Annotated in this window: 18 protein-coding genes and 1 riboswitch; of the genes, 4 read left to right on the forward strand and 14 right to left on the reverse strand. The window is 46.6% G+C overall.

The genetic code is table 11. From position 1 onward, the window contains the following. Positions 1-70: 70 nt before the first annotated feature. The 3 genes from cobT to pruA form a co-directional block, all read right to left on the reverse strand. Positions 71-1,138 carry a nicotinate-nucleotide--dimethylbenzimidazole phosphoribosyltransferase gene (gene cobT / locus K3F53_RS16000; protein ID WP_246615652.1) on the reverse strand — a complete coding sequence of 356 codons (1,068 nt, stop codon included), beginning with the start codon at positions 1,136-1,138 and terminating at the stop codon, positions 71-73. 147 nt (positions 1,139-1,285) lie between these two features. Further along, a riboswitch (cobalamin riboswitch) is annotated at positions 1,286-1,460 on the reverse strand. Between the two features lie 26 nt (positions 1,461-1,486). Continuing rightward, a complete protein-coding gene (locus K3F53_RS16005; protein ID WP_057900223.1) occupies positions 1,487-2,680 on the reverse strand; it encodes an ornithine--oxo-acid transaminase in 1,194 nt (397 codons plus the stop codon). Between the two features lie 44 nt (positions 2,681-2,724). Further along, a complete protein-coding gene (gene pruA / locus K3F53_RS16010; protein ID WP_057897662.1) occupies positions 2,725-4,275 on the reverse strand; it encodes an L-glutamate gamma-semialdehyde dehydrogenase in 1,551 nt (516 codons plus the stop codon). A 277-nt stretch (positions 4,276-4,552) separates the two neighbouring features. Between pruA and K3F53_RS16015 the strand changes: the two genes are divergently transcribed. Beyond that, a complete protein-coding gene (locus K3F53_RS16015) occupies positions 4,553-5,032 on the forward strand; it encodes a GAF domain-containing protein (RefSeq protein ID WP_220559114.1) in 480 nt (159 codons plus the stop codon). A 37-nt stretch (positions 5,033-5,069) separates the two neighbouring features. Here K3F53_RS16015 and K3F53_RS16020 read toward each other — a convergent pair whose 3' ends face one another. Together K3F53_RS16020 and K3F53_RS16025 are read right to left on the reverse strand one after the other, a co-directional pair. Beyond that, the gene (locus K3F53_RS16020; protein WP_057897660.1) at positions 5,070-5,342 is read right to left on the reverse strand and encodes a hypothetical protein; all 273 of its coding nucleotides are present in this window, start codon (positions 5,340-5,342) and stop codon (positions 5,070-5,072) included. A gap of 70 nt (positions 5,343-5,412) precedes the next feature. After that, complete coding sequence (locus K3F53_RS16025) at positions 5,413-5,760, reverse strand: carboxymuconolactone decarboxylase family protein (protein ID WP_057897659.1); 348 nt, start codon at positions 5,758-5,760, stop codon at positions 5,413-5,415. 371 nt (positions 5,761-6,131) lie between these two features. On the opposite strand from K3F53_RS16025, the gene nhaC reads away from it, so the two are divergent. Next, the gene (gene nhaC / locus K3F53_RS16030; RefSeq protein ID WP_057900222.1) at positions 6,132-7,562 is read left to right on the forward strand and encodes a Na+/H+ antiporter NhaC; all 1,431 of its coding nucleotides are present in this window, start codon (positions 6,132-6,134) and stop codon (positions 7,560-7,562) included. 119 nt (positions 7,563-7,681) lie between these two features. On the opposite strand, the gene lldP is transcribed toward nhaC, so the two are convergent. The 5 genes from lldP to K3F53_RS16055 form a co-directional block, all read right to left on the reverse strand. Then, positions 7,682-9,343, reverse strand: a complete 1,662-nt coding sequence (lldP, locus tag K3F53_RS16035) for an L-lactate permease (RefSeq protein ID WP_057897658.1) — start codon at positions 9,341-9,343, stop codon at positions 7,682-7,684. Between the two features lie 155 nt (positions 9,344-9,498). Further along, a complete protein-coding gene (locus K3F53_RS16040; protein WP_057897657.1) occupies positions 9,499-10,191 on the reverse strand; it encodes a FadR/GntR family transcriptional regulator in 693 nt (230 codons plus the stop codon). Positions 10,192-10,366: 175 nt separating this feature from the next. Beyond that, on the reverse strand, positions 10,367-11,803 hold the full coding sequence (locus tag K3F53_RS16045; protein ID WP_220559115.1) for an amino acid permease: 1,437 nt from the start codon (positions 11,801-11,803) through the stop codon (positions 10,367-10,369). A gap of 466 nt (positions 11,804-12,269) precedes the next feature. Further along, positions 12,270-12,746, reverse strand: coding sequence for a CcdC family protein (locus K3F53_RS16050; protein ID WP_236781954.1), 477 nt, complete (start codon positions 12,744-12,746; stop codon positions 12,270-12,272). Between the two features lie 162 nt (positions 12,747-12,908). After that, the gene (locus K3F53_RS16055; RefSeq protein ID WP_057897654.1) at positions 12,909-13,100 is read right to left on the reverse strand and encodes a hypothetical protein; all 192 of its coding nucleotides are present in this window, start codon (positions 13,098-13,100) and stop codon (positions 12,909-12,911) included. A 150-nt stretch (positions 13,101-13,250) separates the two neighbouring features. Between K3F53_RS16055 and acnA the strand changes: the two genes are divergently transcribed. Beyond that, complete coding sequence (gene acnA, locus K3F53_RS16060; RefSeq protein WP_220559116.1) at positions 13,251-15,992, forward strand: aconitate hydratase AcnA; 2,742 nt, start codon at positions 13,251-13,253, stop codon at positions 15,990-15,992. Positions 15,993-16,038: 46 nt separating this feature from the next. Here acnA and K3F53_RS19710 read toward each other — a convergent pair whose 3' ends face one another. From K3F53_RS19710 to K3F53_RS19715, 3 genes are all read right to left on the reverse strand, one after another. Further along, entirely contained in the window at positions 16,039-16,260 is a 222-nt protein-coding gene (locus tag K3F53_RS19710; RefSeq protein ID WP_082706146.1) for a Uma2 family endonuclease, read from the reverse strand. 139 nt (positions 16,261-16,399) lie between these two features. Continuing rightward, complete coding sequence (gene mnmA, locus K3F53_RS16070) at positions 16,400-17,509, reverse strand: tRNA 2-thiouridine(34) synthase MnmA (protein WP_057897652.1); 1,110 nt, start codon at positions 17,507-17,509, stop codon at positions 16,400-16,402. 107 nt (positions 17,510-17,616) lie between these two features. Then, positions 17,617-18,417: an N-acetylmuramoyl-L-alanine amidase gene (locus K3F53_RS19715; RefSeq protein ID WP_091260797.1), complete on the reverse strand. Its 801-nt coding sequence runs from the start codon at positions 18,415-18,417 to the stop codon at positions 17,617-17,619. Positions 18,418-19,005: 588 nt separating this feature from the next. Here K3F53_RS19715 and ytvI point away from each other — a divergent pair. Continuing rightward, the gene (ytvI, locus tag K3F53_RS16080) at positions 19,006-20,040 is read left to right on the forward strand and encodes a sporulation integral membrane protein YtvI (protein WP_057897651.1); all 1,035 of its coding nucleotides are present in this window, start codon (positions 19,006-19,008) and stop codon (positions 20,038-20,040) included. A gap of 46 nt (positions 20,041-20,086) precedes the next feature. On the opposite strand, the gene K3F53_RS16085 is transcribed toward ytvI, so the two are convergent. Then, the gene (locus K3F53_RS16085) at positions 20,087-21,139 is read right to left on the reverse strand and encodes an ABC transporter substrate-binding protein (RefSeq protein ID WP_057897650.1); all 1,053 of its coding nucleotides are present in this window, start codon (positions 21,137-21,139) and stop codon (positions 20,087-20,089) included.

Genomic DNA, 21,139 nt, shown 5'->3' on the forward strand with positions numbered 1-21,139 from the left:
CCGACTTACTGATACGTTCATTCTCCTGGATAAAACCCCCGCTGTGGAGGACAGCGGGGGTTGTTGATTCTTATAAGCCTAAATCAGCAAACGTTGCCATTTCATTCAACATAGCAAGCGATGCTTCCAGCAATGGGAACAAAAGCACTGCACCTGAGCCTTCGCCTAAACGCATGCGCAAATATAACGCTGGAGTCAGTTCCAAATATTCAAGCGCCGCCCGATGGGCTGGTTCTTCTGATAGATGCGATGCGAATAGATACGGGAGCACAGCCGGGCATATTTCATACGCAATCAGTGCGGCTGCGCCCGCGATCACCCCATCGACAAGAACAGCCATTCGATTGGCTGCAGCCCCTAAAGTCAATCCCACCAATCCGGCAATTTCCAGCCCGCCGACCCGCGCCAGCACATCAATCGGCTCCAGTTTGGCACGCCAATTCTTTTCAATTCCATTTATATGAAGTGCCCGCTCAATAATAGCCTCCTTGACCTTCCGCTTCTCTTCATCAATGCCTGTCCCTTTGCCTGTCAGCTCAGTTACAGAACGGCCGGTTACGGCAGCTGTCAAAGCAGTGCTCGGGGTTGTATTTCCGATTCCCATATCGCCTAAGGCCACCGCCTGATACCCCTCTCTGGCCAGTTCCACAGCGATCCGGATGCCGACTTCAATGGCGGCTACGGCTTCCTCCCGGCTCATTGCTGCCCCCTGCGCCATGTTGTTCGTGCCTGCCCTTACTTTTTCTGCTCTCACGCCCGGAGATGTTTTCGCCTTGCTTCCAACATCGACGACGATCACCTCCGCTCCCATCCGGCGCGAGAACACATTAATCGCAGCACCTCCCCGCGCAAAGTTATCCATCATCAATCCGGTTACCTCCGGCGGAAACGCGCTCACTCCTTCTTCGACCACACCATGATCGCCGCACATGACTACCACCGCTTTTTTACGCAACGTCGGCGCTTCTGTCCGTTGAATGCCAGCCAAGCGGATCACCATTTCCTCCAAGACTCCCAAACTTCCTGGCGGTTTGGTTAAGTTATCCACTTTTTTTTGCACCGCTCCCATCATCTTTTCATCCGGCTGGACGATACGACTCAATATGTCCGCGAGCGTAATCTTGGTTGTTTGTTTCACCTTCTCATCCCCATCCTTTTCTCTACCGTTTCAAGAAAATGGTAAGGACGCAGGAAAACAAAGCGCTGGTCACCATGATGAATAAAAAAGCCCAGGTCAAAGAAGACCTGGACTTGCCACATCCGGTTCAATGCTACCTGTTCCTCGAGTAGTCCGCTGCAATAGGCAGGTCTCCTGGCTCCCGGATCAATACCATGTGCCAACAGCCTTCCCAGACGAATCGCCCAGTGACTGTCAGCGGCTCCCCGGCTACAGTGGCGGGCCCGCGTGTTTTCTTCCCTATTCTCCCCGAAAATGGGGCACCTATTGCGTCCTATACACATTTACAAACAGCATACACCGGTTTGTTTATTTTTTCAATACTTGATAGATTCTCGCGATTGCCCAATCCAAATCCTCTTTAGAAATAATGAGCGGAGGCGCAAAGCGAATCGTTGTTTCATGCGTTTCTTTACACAGCAGACCAAGATCTTTCAACGCTTCGCAATATGGACGGGCTTTCTCTGTCAGCTCTACGCCAATAAACAGACCACGGCCGCGTACTTCTTTGATGATTGGATTTTCAATTTGCAATAATTTCTCTTTAAAGTATTCGCCCATTTCCAGCGAACGCTGCACAAGGTTTTCTTCTTCCAATACTTCAAGCGCTGCGATGGCCACGGCGCAGCCCAGCGGATTTCCGCCAAACGTGGAGCCGTGAGAACCCGGTTCGAAGACGCCGAGAATTTCTTTATCCGCAGCCACAGCAGAAATCGGGAACACACCGCCGCCAAGCGCTTTCCCCATAATATACATGTCCGGCTTTACATCTTCCCATTCGCAAGCGAACAGTTTACCTGTACGACCAAATCCGGTTTGAATTTCGTCTGCTACAAAAAGTACGTTATTTTGCTTACAAATTTCACGTGCTTGCTTTAGGAAACCTTCTGGCGGCATCACGATACCCGCTTCGCCTTGAATCGGCTCCGTAAGGAATGCGGCCGTATTAGGCGTAATCGCTTGTTTTAATGCCTCGATGTCACCGTACGGAATGATTTTGAAGCCTGGCGTAAACGGCCCGAATCCACGCTTATAGCTTTCATCGGAAGAGAAAGACGTAATGGTCGTCGTACGACCATGGAAGTTGCCTTCACATACAATAATTTCCGCCTTGTTTTCCGGGATTTTCTTTACATCGTATGCCCAGCGGCGCACTGCTTTAATTGCTGTTTCTACCGCTTCCGCGCCTGTATTCATCGGCAGAATCATGTCTTTTCCGGTCAGCTTGGAAAGCTTTTCGTAGAACTCGCCCAGTTTGTCATTATGAAATGCACGGGAAGTAAGCGTAACTTTATCCGCCTGTTCCTTGAGCGCCTGAATAATTTTCGGATGACGATGGCCTTGGTTGAGCGCCGAATAAGCGCTCAACATATCCATATATTTGTTGCCTTCCGGATCTTCTACCCATACGCCTTCCGCTTTAGAAATAACGATCGGTAGCGGATGATAGTTATTAGCACCGTATTTCTCGGTTTTTTCGATAATGCTTTGTGTTTTGCTCATAGAAGTCGCACCGTTCATGGTTATTCTCCCCTCTATAATAAAAATTACAATACTTCAGAAATAAGCTTCGGCTGCGTGAACTGCAACAGGTAGTCCGGGCCGCCCGCCTTGGAATCCGTACCGGACATATTGAAGCCACCGAACGGATGCACGCCAACGATCGCGCCTGTGCATTTACGGTTAATGTACAGGTTGCCCACATGGAACTCAGCACGCGCCCGCGCCATATGTTCACGGTTGCGGGTGAACACCGAACCCGTCAGACCGTATTCCGTATTGTTCGCCACTTCCAGCGCATGGTCGAAGTCGCGCACTTTTGTGAACGCCACAAACGGGCCGAAAATTTCTTCCTGCATGATCCGCGCGTTCGGAGCCACATCCGCGAAGATGGTCGGCTCGATGAAGTACCCTTCATCCCCCGCCGGCTTGCCGCCCAGCACCAGCCGGCCTTCTTGCTTGCCAATTTCCACGTATTCCATCACTTTGTTGAACGCTTTCTCATCGATCACCGGGCCCGTGTAATTGGATGCATCGCGGACATCGCCCACCTTCAGACCTTTCGTGATTTCCACCACACGGTTTAACACGGTCTCATATACATCCTCATGCACAATCGCACGCGAGCATGCGGAACACTTCTGGCCAGAAAAACCAAATGCAGACGCCACAATGTTTTGTGCCGCCAGCTCCAGGTCGGCGTCTTTGTCGACGATGATGGCGTCTTTTCCGCCCATTTCGGCAACAAGGCGCTTCATCCAGATTTGACCCGGCTTCACTTTAGACGAACGTTCATGAATGCGCAGGCCCACCGCGCGAGAACCCGTAAAGCTAATGAAGCGTGTTTTCGGGTGGTCAACCAGGTAATCACCAATCACTTCCGGACGGCCTGGCAGGAAGTTGACCACGCCCGCCGGAAGACCGGCTTCCACCAGCAGTTCATAAAACTTATAAGCAATCACAGGCGTTTGGCTGGCCGGCTTCAGGATCACGGTATTTCCTGTTACAATCGCGGACGTTGTCATTCCTACCACAATCGCCAGCGCAAAGTTCCACGGCGGAATAATAAAGCCAACGCCAAGCGGAATGTAGTCCAGATGGTTGTCTTCGCCCGGAAGATGGACGAGCGTCTGACGGCCACGGTCTTGCAGTTCGATCATTTGTCGGCCATAGTATTCCATAAAATCGATCGCTTCCGCTGTATCAGCGTCCGCCTCCGCGCGGCTTTTGCCGGCTTCGAGCATCAACCAGGCGGAGAATTCATGCTTTCTGCGGCGCAGGATGGCTGCGGCTTTGAAAAGATACCCCGCACGTTCTTCGGCCGGAACGCGAGACCATGTTTTGAACGTTTCCCATGCTGCGTTCATCGCTTTATCGGCCAGCGCCTGATCGGCAGCGGCTACGCGGCCAATTACCTCATGTTTGGCGGACGGGTTTATCGATACGATTTTGTCTTCGGTCATGATTTCCTCGCCGCCGATCACGAGCGGATAGTCGCGGCCAAGCTCAGCCGATACTTTCTCCAGCGCTTTGTTAATCGCTTTCATATTCTGTTCATCAGCGAAATTGGTAAACGGTTCAGGACGATATGGAATCATCGGAACAACCTCCTGTTAACATTCATTTTCTATATCATTAATTACGTATTTATGCAATTTACATGCCAAATTCATGAAAGCGTAGTTCCACTCATTTTGTAATAAAATCCTATCAGCCATTATTAAAAATATTTTGCAGCAAAATAAATTAGCACTATATACGCAAAATATTTTTGCGATTTTATTTATCTTCATCAATTTGAATTTGTCAAAAAACTACCTGTCATGTATCATGAAAAAACAAAACCATCATAAATGTAAAGAAAGGGCGAAAGAGATGTTTAAAGCAGGAAAGTATGAAGCATCCCGCGAACAAAATTACGAGCTAGTCGGCAAGCAACTTAAAGCGCTCATCGAAAATGAACCCAACCGTATCGCTAATCTGGCGAACGCGGCCGCCCTATTGAATCAGTTTCTCAAGCGTATTAACTGGGTCGGTTTTTATTTATATGAGGAAAATGAACTTGTGTTAGGGCCTTTTCAAGGGCTGCCGGCCTGCGTACGCATCCCGCTCGGCAAAGGCGTATGCGGCACAGCCGCCAGCGAACGCCAAACGCTATGCGTAGAAGACGTAAATAAATTTCCGGGTCACATCGCTTGCGACGCCGCCTCCCAGTCTGAAATTGTTGTACCAATGATCAAGGACGGCCAATTAATCGGCGTTCTCGATATCGACAGTCCGGAGAAAAACCGCTTTGACGAAATCGATCAACGAGGACTCGAAGCGTTTGTTCGAATTCTTTGCGAACATCTGTAATAAAAATAGCCGCCGGATGTAACCCGGACGGCTGTTTTTATTTTTCCTCTCTCTCGGCAATACACCGTTTCATCCATTCGATATTTTGTTGAAGAGATGCTATACGCTCGTCCTTTGTCCTTTCTTCTTCGCCATCCGGAGTCTTCGCTTTATCCGCTTCGTACAATCCCGGCATTTCCGCGCCCCGACCCAAGCGACGCTGCGCTTCATACGATTCAGCAATTTGTGGAGTATCAAGCGGATCCCACGCTTTTACATCCCCCAGCGTTCCTTCTTTCTTTATTTCTTCCCCTTTATTATCCTGAGCCATATGCCGTGCCTCCTTCATCGCTTCTCTGATTATCCTTTACCATCTATCTCCAGATCATAAAAAAGTTTTCTTACTGCATTTGATCTTTAAACACCGCGAGCGCACGTCGCACAAGAGAAAGCTGGGAAAACGCCGCCCCTCCCCTTAGCGCAGCGGTTACCTGAAGCGCCTCGTAAATTTCCTGTTCCGTCGCGCCTTTATGCAGTGCCTCCATTGTATGATACAAAATACAATATTCATCTTGAGAAGCTAGGCTAACCCCTAGCGCAATCAATTGCTTCTCCTTCTGTGAAAGGCTTCCTTCCGCAAACGACACCCCTGTGAATTCATTATAAGCTTGCGTAAACTCCGGGCTCATCTGCTGAAAAACGCCAACGCTTTCCTTATAATCACGAATCGCCTGCAAGCACTGATTCATTTCGCTTCACTCCATCCGTCTGTTTTTCATCAAACACCCCATAGTATGCTCCAATTAGATTTTTCTTATTGCGAATATGCATACAACCAACTTTCCTTTCCATTTAATAACAAAAAGCAAAATTTTCAACAAATTCATATGATATTTTTTGCAATTGCAAAATTAATTAGCACTATCTATATATCTGACTTGATGGTTTACGATTTATTTTGCGGTAAGAAAAAAGGAAGCGGAGATAAGAAAAAAGAAGATGACAAAACAAAAAGAAAAATATAAAAGGGCATCTATAATATGGCACTAATTTTGCAACAATAGAATAAATAAACAACAAAATGAAAAGTTAAACAAAGGGGGGCTTCAATTTGAACAATATTCAACAACGGGACATTCCATTCGGACTAGCTATTATTCCTCTGCTCGTTATGATTGGCTCTATGGCTGTAACCATTATCAAGTTTGAAGGCAGTCCTCATATTCCGCTTATTTTGGGTGCTGTTGTATCCGCTTTTATCGCATGGCGTCTTGGACATAAATGGGAAGAAATTGAAAGCGGTATCTATCACGGTATTCGTCTTGCACTTCCTGCAATCGTTATTATCATAATGGTAGGTGTCATTATCGGCGCATGGATTGGCGGTGGCGTGGTGGCAACTATGGTATATTACGGACTAAAATTAATTACACCGTCCTTCTTCCTTGTGTCTATTACACTCATTACGGCGATCGTTTCTTTAGCTATCGGAAGTTCCTGGTCTACGATGGGAACGATCGGGGTTGCAGGCATGGGAATTGGTATTAGCATGGGGATTCCGGCCCCAATGGTGGCGGGTGCTATTATCTCAGGCTCTTATTTCGGCGATAAAATGTCGCCACTGTCGGATACTACGAACCTCGCATCCGGTATTTCCGGTTCCAACTTGTTCGAACATATTCGCCATATGCTCTATTCGACGATTCCTGGCTTACTTATCGCACTTATCGCTTACTGGTTTCTAGGGCGCCAGTTTGCTTCCACTTCTATGAACAGTCAGGAAATTATAAGCATCATGTCTGAACTACAAAACCAGTTCGTCATTAGCCCATGGCTGCTTTTCATCCCACTGGTCGTTATTCTGCTCGTCGCCCGCAGAGTCCCGGCGCTTCCAGCCCTTATCGTCGGCATCATTCTCGGTTTCTTTGCCCACATTTTCGTGCAGGGTGGTAGCGTTAACGAAGCGGTTAACACACTGTATAAAGGATTTACCATTAAGTCTGAAAATAAATTAATCAACGAACTGTTCAACCGCGGCGGCATCGAAGCGATGATGTACACCGTATCACTTACGATCGTGGCCATGATGTTTGGTGGCGTACTCGAAAAAACAGGCATGCTAAAATCAATTGTCGACAAAATTCTACTTATCGCGAAAACAGGAAAACAATTGGTCGTAACCACCGTTCTTTCTTCTTTCTTCACGAACATAGTAGCGGCAGAACAGTATATTTCGCTTGTCGTGCCAGGCCGTATGTATGCGAAAGTATACCGTGAGAAAAAGCTGCATCCGAAAAACCTGTCGCGCGCGCTCGAAGACGGTGGTACGCTGACATCACCCTTTGTACCATGGAATACATGTGGAGTATTTATCCTTTCCACATTAGGCGTTCACTCGTTCGCTTACGCTCCATATGCAATTATTAACTATGTAGTTCCGATTATTTCTATAATTTTTGCAATAACTGGCTTTACCATCGTAAAATTAACCGACACCGAAGCCAAAAAAATGGAGCGGTTTGAACAGGAAGAACAGGTCGAAAACGTGTAAACAAAACATAAAAAACGGGTTAGACTGGGAGGGAGCCCCGGTCTAACCCTAGACTATTGACAAATGCATTTCCTTCGTCCCCTCTATATATGCGCATCAAAAGAAGACATACCTGATGATTACGGAAGCATCCAGGTCAGATAGTAGGCTTGGACATAAGTAATCACTCCTATAATCACGACAAACAACAAACTATGTTTAACCGTAAAGCGGAACAAATCAGACTCTTTCCCAACTAATCCTACCGCGGCGCATGCGACCGCGATCGACTGCGGTGAAATCATCTTTCCTGTTACACCGCCCGTTGTATTCGCCGCCACCAAAAGCGTCTCATTCACGCCGATTTGCTGTGCGGTTACATTCTGCAAACTACAGAATAACGCATTACTGGACGTGTCAGAACCAGTAAGGAATACTCCAAGCCAGCCAAGAAATGGCGAAAAGAACGGGAACACGCTGCCCGTGGTCGCCAATACGAGGGCAAGCGTGGAAGAGAGCCCGGAATAATTGGCAACAAATGCAAATGCTAGCACCATACCAATAGAGAAAATCGGCTTTTTTAACTCGGACAGTGTTTCTTTAAACGTGGCCCATCCTTCGCTCGGCTTCATCCTCAGCACAAACATTGTAATCAGGGCTGCAAATAAAATGGATGTGCCGGTTGCCGACAAAATATCGAATTTGAACACCGCTTCATATGGTACCGACTTCGTTACAATCGGTTCAGCCTTAATGACCAACTTATCTAAATAAGGTACGTTTATTTTGAATACTAAAGCTTCCAACGGGCCGCCTTTGCCGAATAAATCTTTAAACGGTTTTAAACTCCAGACGGTTACCATAATCGTCAAAATAATGAACGGGGACCACGCTTTAAATATTTGACCGGATGTGTACCCCTTTTCAACACTCGTCGCCGCAAATTCGTCAGCAGCTATGCCTGCTTTATCAAAACGAAAAACACGTTTGGGCTGCCATACTTTTAAAAACAGCGAAAGCGATACAAGGCTCACCAGAGCGGAAGTGATGTCCGGAAGTTCCGGACCGATAAAATTTGCCGTGAAATATTGAGTAATTGCAAATGAACCTCCCGCCACAAGTATGGCTGGCCACGTTTCACGCACACCACGCAAACCATCCATAATGATAACGATCCAAAACGGAACAATAACAGATAAGAACGGTAACTGCCGGCCCGCTACCTGACCGATTTGAAAAGCGTCAATACTCGTCACCTGGCCGGCAACTGTAATCGGAATCCCCATCGCGCCAAACGCTACTGGCGCCGTATTGGCAATCAAGCATAATCCTGCGGCATACAAGGGATTAAACCCAAGCCCAACGAGCAACGCAGCGGTAATTGCTACAGGCGCTCCAAATCCAGCCGCCCCTTCCAAAAATGCGCCGAACGAAAACCCGACAAGCAACATTTGTAAGCGCTGGTCTTTCGTAATTGAAAGAACCGATGCCCGAATGATATCAAATTGTCCGGTCTTTACGGTTAATTTGTACAAAAAGACAGCGGTTACAATTATCCATGCGATAGGCCATAACCCGTAAGCAAAACCATATCCTGCGGCAGCCAACGCCATAGAAACTGGCATCTTGTAAACCACAATTGCAATAACAAGGGAAATCAGCACGGTAAGCACGCCCACAGTATGTCCCTTCATGCGGAAGACAGACAATGCAAGGAAGAAAAATACGATCGGAATAACTGCCACGACCGCTGACAATCCGAGACTTCCCAGCGGCGCATACACTTGTGTCCATGTCTGCATTCGTTACACCTCTTCTACCCTTAATTTTGTTTTTATATGGTCAGCCTTGGCGGCTTGTACCTATTTATATATCTTTCTATATTAATCAGGTGATCTGATAGGTAAGGGTGAAAAATACATCATATCATCTGACTTTATTCTTTAGAAGAAAAGAGCTATTCCAGCATCTTTTCCTCCACTCCTCGCAGATGATACAGCATCACTTCGGCCGCCTCAGCACTGTTTTGCGCCCGTATCGCTTCATAAATTCTTGCGTGTTCCTTGTATAGCTTTTCTGGAACACCGTTGGTGCGATACAATTCCAAACGACTTGCGTACAGCGAACGCTCTATCGCCTCAGAAATCGACATCATGATAGTAGAAAGCGTCTGATTGTGCGAGGCCTGAACTACCGCATAGTGAAACTTCCAATCCGCAGCATCTCCGAGTATTCCCTGCGCGAGCGCCTGCTCCATCTCAGCTAGCGCTTCCTCGATTCGCTTAAGATCTTCCTTCGTCCGACGTTCCGCTGCCAGCCGCGCAGTACCGCTCTCGATGATTTTACGCACTTCTAAAAGTTCAATAATTTCCTGCTTTGTCGCCGGTCTCAGCGCTTCAAACGCAGAGATAACTTCTTCGGGATCATGACGGGTAACGAATGTTCCTTCACCCTGCTTCATTGTAATTAAGCCAAGGGTCTTGAGCGAACTCAGGGCTTCTCTTACTGTGGATTGCCCAACACCGAGCGTTTCCCCCAGCTCCCTGAGCGATGGGAGTTTGGCCCCCGGTTCATACTTACCAGAGATAATTTGTTCTTTAAGATAGTCAGCAACCTCTTCATACGTTTTACGTACTTTAAATTTTGACAACGCTTACAAGCCACACCCTTTCCCATCAGGTCATCTGATATGTGATAACAATCAAATCGTACTATACTTTTCAGTCTTTTGTCAATATTCGATTTAGAACATAAAAAGGAAGCAGGGGCAAATTCGTTTCTGCTTCCTAATTCTTAGTATTGATTATCAAAAATGCTTCCAATGTTTACATGGAAACCACATCTTTATCTTCATACACTTTCATATCCACATCATTTTTCTGCAGTTTTTTCTTTACGCATAGATTGTAATAAAGATAGCAAAGGAGCATAAAAGGAATACCGCAATATAACGCCATACGCTGTTCAGGAATAAAAATAAGACTAAGCAGCGCAATCGCATTAAGAGAAAACGCCAAGATAGGAACTATCGGATAAAGTGGCGTTCGAAATTTCAGATCGCGAATATCCCCGCCAGCTTGAAGAAAACGCTTTCTGAAGATGAACTGTGAAGCAGCGATTGCCATCCAAGCCAGAATGGCCGTCATTCCGGAAATAGAAAGAAGCCAGTTATACACAGTTCCTTCCGCGAATACGCTTGTCAAAAGCGACAAGCCCGCAACCCCTAAGCTTATGATCAGCGCGTTCAACGGAATTCCTTTAGCTGTCACTCTTGCTAACGCCGGACTTGCCATACCGTTCCGCGACAAAGCCCAAAGCATCCGCGTCGTCGTATACAATCCAGAATTCGCTACAGACAACAAGGCTGTTAAAACGACAAAATTCATCAGATCAGCCGCATACGGAATTCCGATCTTGTCAAAAACAACCACGAATGGACTTTCAACAACGCCCGCCTCTTTCCATGGAATAATCCCCGCAAGTACAACGATTGCCGCTACGAAGAAAACAATCGTACGCCATACCGTATTTCTAATCGCTTTTGGAATCGTTTTATCTGGACTTTCACTTTCGCCGGAGGCAATCCCGATTAATTCTGTTCCCTGAAACGAGAAGTTGACAGTTACCATGGTTAACAATACAGCTAATACCCCGTGCGGAAACAGTCCACCGTCACTAAAGAAGTTGCTAAACATAGGAGCCGTTTCGCTTCCTTTCATATCAATCAAACCAAACATAGCGGCTCCACCAAGAATGATAAACATGAGAATCGCTACCACTTTAATACCGGCAAACCAAAATTCCGTTTCCGCAAAACTCCGTGCAGAAAACGCATTCAATAAAAACAACATCGTACCAAATACTACACACCAGACCCATACTGAAACATCCGGAAACCACCTTTTCATCAAAATGCCTGAGGACGTAAGCTCAAGTCCAACTGTTGTCGCCCAGCCCAGCCAATACATCCATCCGATCGTGAACCCGGTTCCAGGCCCAATAAAACGAGTAGCATAATCCTGGAACGAACCCGCTACAGGCATTGCTACCGCAAGTTCTCCTAAACATAACATAACCAAATACATAACAAAACCGCCAACCAGATAAGCCAACACGGCTCCCCCCGGTCCTGCCTGGTTAAGGGTAAAACCTGAGCCGAGAAACAATCCCGTTCCGATAACGCCGCCAAGGGCTATCATAAATAAATGTCTGCTTTTCATTGAACGCTGTAATTGATTGTTTTCGTGATTAAAGCTCGCCATACTGCTCCTCGCTTTCTTTGTTGCTTACCTTTTATATGGCCCATATAAAAAGCAAAAGACATACCACTTTTTTTCGCCCTTTCTCTATCTAAACAGAAAATGACTTAAAAACAAATCCAACTGAATAACTATTCACAATAAAAATTAAGAAAAAATATTTTCGGAAAATACAAAATTATATTATACTTATTACTTCTTTGCTTTTTCAAAATGAAGCTCACAAATGATACCGATGGAATTTTTATGTTATTCACAAATTATTCATTTTCTATTTTTATCCAAATGTTTTTTCTCTGAAAATGGGTATGAACCGTGCGCAAAAATATTTTTCATTTTGTGCAAAATATTTTCAAAGTCGAAAAATTATTTTGCATGTCCATGTCGATTTATCAAGTCAACTGTGATGGTTAATCAACACCCTTGCTTTTCTCCAACATAAAAAACCGCTTACGAATCAAGCGGCTTTTTATGTTAAGATACTATCTTCATCCAATGTCCGTTGTAACCTCAAATATTCAAAGCACATTGCGATACGCCACGGAACAATCATACCGAATGCTAGAATGAAGAATAGGCCGGCTGTTTCCGTTACACTTATATACATACCAACATATGACTTCAGCGCCAGCCGCAGCGCAACCAACCCGAAAAGAATAAAAATAAACGCTTTGGAACGCTTCAGATAAATGTCATTACCAACTACCTCAAATCGTGATGTCATAATTAACGGGTATGACAACAGCGTTCCCACGAAAAACGCAAGCAACGCATAGCTTATATGCACATGCATGGGCGGATACAAAAACATTGTGAAACCTGTGCTCATAAAAAAGGGCGGTAAAATGATTTTCCTAAGCGAAGCCGGCTTTTTCGACACTCTCATACGAATCATAAACACCACCGTTGCCATAAGCAATCCTATAGCTGTACTTATAATCGTCATACTCACAGGTATCATCCCTTTCCAAGTAATTCCTCACCCACTGCATAGTATATTGCTTACCTTTTTTTATTATACAAAACTAATTAGGTAAATTAAATGTTATATTTACCTAATCATAAAGCAAGCTGCAACCTTCCAGATTGCAGCTTTTCTTCCTGCCTTCTATTCATAGCTCTGTTCGTTCTGTTCAGATTGGTCAACATCGACCAAATTATTGCGCTGAACTGGCGTTTCGAACGTCAATGTTTCATCCACGACTCCGCCACCTTCATCCATCATACGATCCATACCTTCAGCTACGTCCTCCAGAAACGACATGTCCTTTTTCTCGCGCGGATCGATATGTTGCTTCATTTTACATCCTCCTCAAAGAAGTTTATCCTACAGTTTTTAGGATAGAAAAATCGATCCTGTTTATACATCTCCTTGTCCCTCATATCTCAAAGTGAATGGCGCATACTAAAAGAAGCGTAAAAATCTGGATAAAAAAGGAGGACGCTGCTTATGACTACCAGCCAGACGCTGCGCGAAATGTGCCGCGCACGCCTTGACAGCGGCCAGTACTATTATCGTTTACAAACGCTTGAAGAAAAAGGAATAGGAAATGTTTCAGCGCTGCCATTTTCCATCAAAGTTCTGCTGGAATCAGCGCTCCGCACAATGGACAACAGGGCCATTACAGAAGAACACATAAGACGTATCGCCAATTGGAATCCTGCGCCCAAACCGGAAGAAATGTTTGAAATTCCTTTTATACCAGCGCGCGTCATTCTACAAGACTTCACAGGCGTTCCTGCTGTAGTGGACTTAGCTTCCATGAGAGATGCGGTCTCCCGTCTAGGGCTTGCTCCGGAAAAAATCAATCCGCTCATCCCTGTTGACCTCGTAATTGACCACTCTGTGCAAGTGGATCAGGCAGGCTCCAATACTGCGCTCAATTTCAATATGCAAAAAGAATTCGAGCGCAACCATGAGCGCTACAAATTCCTGCGCTGGGCTACCCAAGCATTTACGAACTTCCGGGCTGTCCCCCCGTCTGTCGGCATCGTTCATCAGGTAAATCTGGAATATCTAGCTTCCGTTGTCACGCAGAAAGAAAAGGAAAACGGCGTGGAAGCATTCCCGGACTCACTGGTGGGAACCGACTCACACACCACAATGATTAACGGGCTTGGGGTTCTTGGCTGGGGTGTCGGAGGCATCGAAGCAGAAGCGGCAATGCTCGGCCAACCGCTTTACTTCCTTCTGCCTCAGGTTGTCGGCTTCGAGCTAACAGGAAAACTGCCGGAAGGAGCAACCGCTACCGACCTAGCGCTTACCGTAACCAACATCCTCCGCAAAAAAGGAGTTGTCGGTAAATTCGTCGAGTTTTTTGGTAGCGGCTTAAGCTCCATGACGCTGGAAGACAGGGCAACGATCGCTAACATGGCTCCAGAATACGGAGCTACGGTGGGTTACTTCCCGATCGACGAGCAGACGCTGCAATATCTGCGCACAACCGGACGTTCCGAGGAACAAATCACTTTAGTGGAGAACTATACGAAAGCCCAGGGACTATTTCGGACAAATAACATGCAAAACCCAACCTATTCAGAAGTGATCTCGCTCGATTTAAGCACTGTAGTGCCTACGCTGGCCGGGCCAAAACGCCCGCAAGATCGTATTGATCTAACGAATATGAAAGAAGAATTTCACAAAGTGCTACGCCAGCCTATTAAAGAAGGCGGTTTCGGCCTGTCCAACGAAAAAATCGAACAAGAAGTCATGGTTACGTATCCGGATGGTACCAAAGCTCCGCTCCGAACCGGTTCCGTTGTTATCGCAGCCATTACGAGCTGTACCAACACGTCCAATCCTTCCGTGATGATCGGCGCTGGACTTCTAGCAAAGAAAGCGGTGGAAAAAGGATTGCGCCGCAATCCGAATGTCAAAGCCAGCCTCGCTCCTGGTTCGCGTGTCGTAACCCAGTATCTCGACGATGCTGGGCTCACTCCATATCTTGACCAGCTTGGCTTCAATACGGTCGGCTACGGATGCACCACCTGCATCGGCAACAGTGGTCCGCTCATTCCAGAGGTGGCCAAAGCCATTGCCGAAAACGACATGACTGTTACATCCGTACTTAGCGGAAACCGGAATTTTGAAGGCCGGATTCATCCGCTCGTTAAAGCAAACTATCTGGCCTCACCTCCGCTTGTCGTCGCCTATGCGTTGGCCGGCACATTCGACATTGATTTATATAACGATCCGATTGGACATAACGACAGCGGGGAGCCTGTATACTTGCGCGATATTTGGCCAAGTGAAGAAGAAGTACGACAAATTATGTCTTCCATTATCACGCCGGAGATGTACCGTGAAAAATATAACAACGTGCATGCGTTCAACAAGCAATGGAACGAAATCCCCGTCTCTACCGATCAGATTTATAACTGGGACAAAGACTCTACGTACATCCAGTCACCGCCTTTCTTTACAGACTTCTCGCTTGAAGTCCCCGATATTAAACCGATTGCGGGCGCTCGCCTGCTGGCGCTGCTTGGAGACTCAGTGACAACCGACCATATTTCTCCAGCCGGTGCCATCAAGCCAGATAGCCCGGCAGGACAATACCTGCAAGAAAAAGGCGTGGAAGTACGTGATTTCAACTCGTACGGCTCACGGCGCGGAAATCATGAGGTAATGATGCGGGGAACGTTCGCCAACATCCGCATCCGCAACCAGCTCGCTCCGGGAACCGAAGGCGGAGTTACTACGTACTTCCCGACAGGTGAAGTGATGTCCATTTATGACGCAGCGATGAAATACCAAGCCGATGGCACGCCGCTTATAATTATCGCAGGCCAAGAATACGGAACAGGAAGTTCACGAGACTGGGCTGCCAAAGGTACGCTGTTGCTCGGCGTGAAAGCTGTCATCGCTGAAAGCTTTGAGCGGATTCACCGCACCAACCTCGTTTGTATGGGCGTACTACCGCTTCAATTCCCGGAAGGTAAGGGAGCAAGCGAATTGGGCATTACCGGAGAAGAAACGTTTGCGATTCCGAACCTGAATAATAACATCAAACCAAGACAGACAATTGAAATACAAGCGACCCGCCCGGACGGCAGCACATTTACGTTTAGCTGTATGATGCGTCTTGATACGGAAGTGGAAATTGATTATTATAAGCATCATGGTATTCTCCAGATGGTGTTGCGCAAGCTGATTGGCGGCACGGAAGACACTGTGCCTTCCCCATCTTGAGGATCGCTTATTAACATCGTCCTAACAAAAACAATTTCCAAATCTACTAGCTAAAAAAACGAGTGCGAACGCTGCACTCGTTTTTCTCTGCTGACTTATCACGTAAATAGTTCCCAAACTCCACAAGCAACTCACGTGATATCCACTGATGTTTTGTCAAAGGTGCTAGACTCATCGCATAAGGTACACCATCAATTAACTCCCACTTTTTATCATCCGACCAATTCAAATAATCATGATAGGTGTATTTATGTTCTAGATCATGCATCGGCAAACTTATATTCGCTCACCTGCCACTACTTTTCTTTTATTGTAACATATTGGAATTTACTGTGAAAAATCTTCGAGTCAAACGCAAAGAAGCTGTACGGCATTTCGCGCTGTACAGCTTCTTTTTTCTACCTATGTTATACTTCGTTATTTCTAATCACTTTATCGATCGTCGCGCCGCCCAGGCAAGTATCCCCATCATAGAAGACAACCGCCTGTCCCGGCGTAATCGCACGCTGCGGCTCATCAAAAATAACTTCACAGCAATTGTTCGGCTTCAGGTGCACAGTTACGCCTTGATCTGGCTGACGATAGCGGAATTTCGCCGTGCAGCGGAACGTTTCCGGCTTCTGGCGGTCACTCACCCAGTGAACGTCTGTCGCTTCCAGACCGTCGCTGTACAGCATTTCGTGGTCGCCGCCCTGTGCTACGTACAAAATATTGTTCTTTACGTCCTTATCCACGACAAACCAGGGTTCCCCCGTTCCAGAGCCTCCACCGATGCCTAACCCCTGACGTTGGCCAAGCGTATAATACATCAGCCCGTCGTGATAGCCTTTCAGCTCACCGTCCACGGAACGAATTTCACCCGGATTTGCTGGAAGATAGGAACTAAGGAACTCTTTAAAATTACGCTCGCCGATAAAGCAAATACCTGTGCTGTCCTTCTTCTTCGCCGTCACCAGTCCCGCTTTTAGAGCAATTTCACGTACTTCCGTTTTATGCATAGCCCCAAGCGGAAACATCGTTTTCGACAACTGAGCCTGTCCAAGCTGATTCAGAAAATAGGTCTGGTCTTTCTTCGGATCCACACCGCGCAGCAAACGGTACTCCCCGTCATGATAGTCCACACGTGCATAGTGGCCGGTCGCCACATAATCCGCACCTAAGTCCATCGCGTGCTCAAGAAATGCTTTGAATTTAATTTCTTTGTTGCACATTACGTCCGGGTTCGGCGTACGGCCTTTTTTGTACTCATCTAGAAAATACGTGAAAACCTTATCCCAGTATTCTTTCTCAAAATTTACAGTGTAGTACGGAATACCGATTTGCCCGCAAACCCGGCGCACGTCTTCATAGTCCTCTTCTGCTGTGCAATAACCGAATTCATCGGTATCGTCCCAGTTTTTCATGAAGATGCCAATGACATCATATCCCTGCTGTTTAAGCAGCAAGGCGGCGACAGAAGAATCTACGCCACCTGACATCCCCACAACAACCCTGGTGTTTTCAGGTGATTTGTTCATCTATGATCAACTTCCTTATCATTTTGATTCATAAGCAAAAAGATCGTTTGCTCCAGTGTCTATTATGATAACAAATTCACCTTTCCAAAAACAACACAAAGAAAAAGTTACCTACCCAGTTGCTTCAATACATATTCTATCGCATGATTCAACGCGACCGCCGCTTCAAGCCTCGTCATTTTATCAAATGGACGAAAATTTCCCTGGCCATCTCCACGCATAATGCCGCGTTCAAACAGCTTATCGACGCTGGCCGCAGCCCACTCCATGCCAGGCGTAATGTCTTTATAGTACTTGCTGATCACCTGCGGTTGATTAGGGGACGGATTGTCAACGAGCGGTGATGAGAAAATCCCCATTGCCTTGGCCGCGCCGCGCGCAATCGCTTCCGCTATGCTGTCAATAAAAGTTCGGTTCCTTAATAACGTCGCGTCTTCATCCCGGTCGATAAACCCACATTCCAGAAGAATCGCCGGCATATTGGTAAGACGCAACACGGCAAAATTGGCCGTTTTCTTTCCTCTGTCTGGCAGACCTGCTTTTTCAAACGCTTCCGCCACTTCACGGTGCATGATATTTTGGCGCCTTCCTGCTTCTTCGTCAGCCATCCCCGTCATCACATAGCTTTCAAACCCGGAACCGCCACCCGCATTAATATGAATCGAAACAAAATAGGCTGCCTGTGCGTTATTAGCAAACTCGGCCCGCGCGTTTAGATCAGCGTGTTTATCCGTGCTAAACGTTCTGTCTCCGGCTCTGGTAAGCCGCACATCGGCTCCGTACTGGCGAAGAAAATAAGATGCGCGCTGTGCGATAGCCAGCGTTACATCTTTTTCTTGCAACCCGTTTCCAACTGCCCCTGGATCCAGTCCTCCATGCCCCGGATCAATCACAATCACTTTGGCCATATAATTCCCCTTTCTTTACTGTCTTCGCTCCTTATCGCCTCACCTTTTATGGTTCAAGGAACGAACTATACCATTTTTTAAAAGCTAAAATCCTTCTCCATATATAGTATGTGGATAAACTATAAACGAAATAGGTATATAAACAACCTTTTACTTAAACAACGGGCTATGGAGACCCTCTATTTCCAATTCAAAAGAAAGCTTCATGCAAAAATGTCTTCCTATTTCTTTATCCTATCCTGTAAAGGCTTTCAGGGAATAGCAATTATAACAGCATTCCAACTTTTTGCCTTCACTGTTTTTAGGATCTAAAAACGATACGCGTACTTTACGCCCTTTAAACAATTGGATAGAATTGCTACAATTATTATGGAATTCCGTATACTTAGCACGGTTTCGCTTCCCGCTCTCGGCAACATAAGATTTGACGCCTCTGCTCTTTTTTGAGAAAGTTGATGACAGCAAGTCTCTGTTTGAGGGACAAACTGTTAACAATACGGAACTTTCCAATGCCAGACTAAGCATGATTGAAGATAAAGGAGCCGAAAATTGCAAGCCTAAAAAATTACATGAAGTGGAGTAGAAAAGATGGCGACCATTCGCAAAACTTTTTTCTGGATTTTGATTCTTGCTATCGCAGTGTTTCTGATTCCTTACGCGCTACCATTCATCCTCGCGCTATTCACCGCGATTTTTCTAGAACCAATTGTTAAGTTTTTTATGCGTTCGCTAAACGCAAATCGACTGATTGCCGTTACACTGACGTTTCTGTTGTTTTTTGCGATATTCGGACTGGGTGGATACCGTCTGGGCTCCATCCTTGTGGTACAAACCGTAGAATTGGCGGGGAAACTTCCTGAGCTCTCCTCTAAAGTGATGGAATTTCTGGAGCATTATATGTGGAAATGGGAAGCATATGCTATCTCCCTTCCGTTTGATACCACTAATACCATTCAGGATGTGATACAGGCGCTAAAAACGTCGGCGACAAATGCCGCAACTGCCATCACAAAAGTGGTGCTGAGCGGCGTGGCTGCCATTCCCGGCTTTTTCATCGTGGCCATTATTTATCTCGTGGCACTGTTTTTAATCAGTCTTGACCTTCCTCGCCTGCACCGCAATTTCTTGAATTTATTTACCGACTCGGCACGAGAAAAAGTCGAGCTGGTGATGAACCAGTTATTCCGCGCAACGGTCGGCTTTTTGCGCGCACAGGTCATTTTAAGCCTGCTCACATACATACTCGCGCTTATCGGATTAATGATTCTGGGCGTAAAATACGCGCTCCTGCTTTCGCTTATTATTGTCATCGTGGATCTTTTGCCGATCCTCGGTACCGGTTCTTTCTTAGTACCATGGGCGATATACAGCTTTGCAGTCGGCAATTCGCGCCTTGCCATCGGCCTGGTTATTCTGTTCGTGGCCATTACGATCATCCGCCGGATCATCGAGCCAAAAGTTCTGGGTTCAAGTCTAGGTATCAGCGCCTTGGCGGCGCTTATCAGCCTATACGTCGGATTCCAACTGCTTGGCTTCATCGGGCTCATCCTCGGCCCCGCCCTCATCATTGTCTTTGAATCGCTGCGCAAAGCCGGGTTCCTTAAGTTTAAAATCGATTTTTAAAAAGCAAAAGCGCCTGCCGGACACAGGCGCCTTTGCTTTCTTTTTATTACTTCTCCGTTTTTTCAAAATAAACAGGATTATACTTCTCGATAATCGGCTTGATTTTTTCAAGATCGATACCTTCGTTGGCCGCCGCTTCTTTATTGATGCCAAGCTTCAATTCTTTCGGGAAACCGACAGGCAAATCGCCCGCTTTGGCTTCACCTTTCAATACTTTCACCGCCATCAAACCCGTTTGGTAACCAAGGTCTTTATAATCGGCGCCGAAGCCGGCAAATCCGCCATTGCGCACGGAATCCATTTCACCGGTAAATAGCGGAATTTTATGCTTCTCGGCTACCTGGACAATCGTTTTTAACGCGGCGACCGCCGTATTGTCTTTCGGCACATAAATAACGTCCGCTTTGCCAACCAGCGATTCTGCCGCCTGTTTTACTTCCGTCGTATTGCTCGCATTTACTTCCACAGCCTGCATTCCATTTTTCGTTAGCGCTTTTTTTGCATTCTCCACGTTTACAACGGAGTTAGCCTCGCCAGAATTATAAATAATGCCTACTTTTTTAGCATCCGGCTTCAGTTCCTTAATAAGTTGGATAAGTTTATGAATCGTCTCGGGATGCGTATCGGAATAGCCAGTTATGTTTTTGCCCGGCTTCTCCAAACTATCCACCAATTTGGCGCTTAGCGGATCAGTAATGGCCGTGAAAAATACCGGGATGTCCGTGCCCTGCGTCGCTTTGACCATTGCCTGTGCGCTCGGTGTAGAAATCGCCAGAATAGCATCTTTTTTATCGGCCGCAAACTTCTGCGCAATGGAGGCTACGGTGCTCGGATCGCCCTGCGCGGATTGATAATCAATGTCCGCATCCGCAAACCCGTTTTCTTTCAATGCTTTAATGAATCCTTCCCGCGCCGCATCCAGCGCCGGATGCTCAATCACCTGGGTAATCCCAATTTTGACCTTTTCTTTTGCCGGGCTGGCTGTCTCTCCACCGGATTCAGACTGCTGCTTATCCGACGACGCCGGTGCGCCACACGCGGCCAATGCGAAACATACAAGTAGCATCCATACTCCCAGCGCGTGTACTCTCTGTTTCAT

The sequence above is a fragment of the Aneurinibacillus thermoaerophilus genome, from assembly GCF_019603355.1.
In the GTDB taxonomy this organism is placed as follows: Bacteria; Bacillota; Bacilli; order Aneurinibacillales; family Aneurinibacillaceae; genus Aneurinibacillus; species Aneurinibacillus thermoaerophilus.

What these genes read in the sequence shown, in the direction of transcription:
- K3F53_RS16005 (WP_057900223.1), bottom strand. Translation starts at nt 2,680, where the DNA reads ATGAGCAAAACACAAAGCATTATCGAAAAAACCGAGAAATACGGTGCT.
- pruA (WP_057897662.1), bottom strand. Translation starts at nt 4,275, where the DNA reads ATGATTCCATATCGTCCTGAACCGTTTACCAATTTCGCTGATGAACAG.
- K3F53_RS16015 (WP_220559114.1), top strand. Translation starts at nt 4,553, where the DNA reads ATGTTTAAAGCAGGAAAGTATGAAGCATCCCGCGAACAAAATTACGAG.
- K3F53_RS16020 (WP_057897660.1), bottom strand. Translation starts at nt 5,342, where the DNA reads ATGGCTCAGGATAATAAAGGGGAAGAAATAAAGAAAGAAGGAACGCTG.
- K3F53_RS16025 (WP_057897659.1), bottom strand. Translation starts at nt 5,760, where the DNA reads ATGAATCAGTGCTTGCAGGCGATTCGTGATTATAAGGAAAGCGTTGGC.
- lldP (WP_057897658.1), bottom strand. Translation starts at nt 9,343, where the DNA reads ATGCAGACATGGACACAAGTGTATGCGCCGCTGGGAAGTCTCGGATTG.
- K3F53_RS16045 (WP_220559115.1), bottom strand. Translation starts at nt 11,803, where the DNA reads ATGGCGAGCTTTAATCACGAAAACAATCAATTACAGCGTTCAATGAAA.
- K3F53_RS16050 (WP_236781954.1), bottom strand. Translation starts at nt 12,746, where the DNA reads ATGACGATTATAAGTACAGCTATAGGATTGCTTATGGCAACGGTGGTG.
- K3F53_RS16055 (WP_057897654.1), bottom strand. Translation starts at nt 13,100, where the DNA reads ATGAAGCAACATATCGATCCGCGCGAGAAAAAGGACATGTCGTTTCTG.
- acnA (WP_220559116.1), top strand. Translation starts at nt 13,251, where the DNA reads ATGACTACCAGCCAGACGCTGCGCGAAATGTGCCGCGCACGCCTTGAC.
- K3F53_RS19710 (WP_082706146.1), bottom strand. Translation starts at nt 16,260, where the DNA reads ATGCATGATCTAGAACATAAATACACCTATCATGATTATTTGAATTGG.
- mnmA (WP_057897652.1), bottom strand. Translation starts at nt 17,509, where the DNA reads ATGAACAAATCACCTGAAAACACCAGGGTTGTTGTGGGGATGTCAGGT.
- K3F53_RS19715 (WP_091260797.1), bottom strand. Translation starts at nt 18,417, where the DNA reads ATGGCCAAAGTGATTGTGATTGATCCGGGGCATGGAGGACTGGATCCA.
- ytvI (WP_057897651.1), top strand. Translation starts at nt 19,006, where the DNA reads ATGGCGACCATTCGCAAAACTTTTTTCTGGATTTTGATTCTTGCTATC.
- K3F53_RS16085 (WP_057897650.1), bottom strand. Translation starts at nt 21,139, where the DNA reads ATGAAACAGAGAGTACACGCGCTGGGAGTATGGATGCTACTTGTATGT.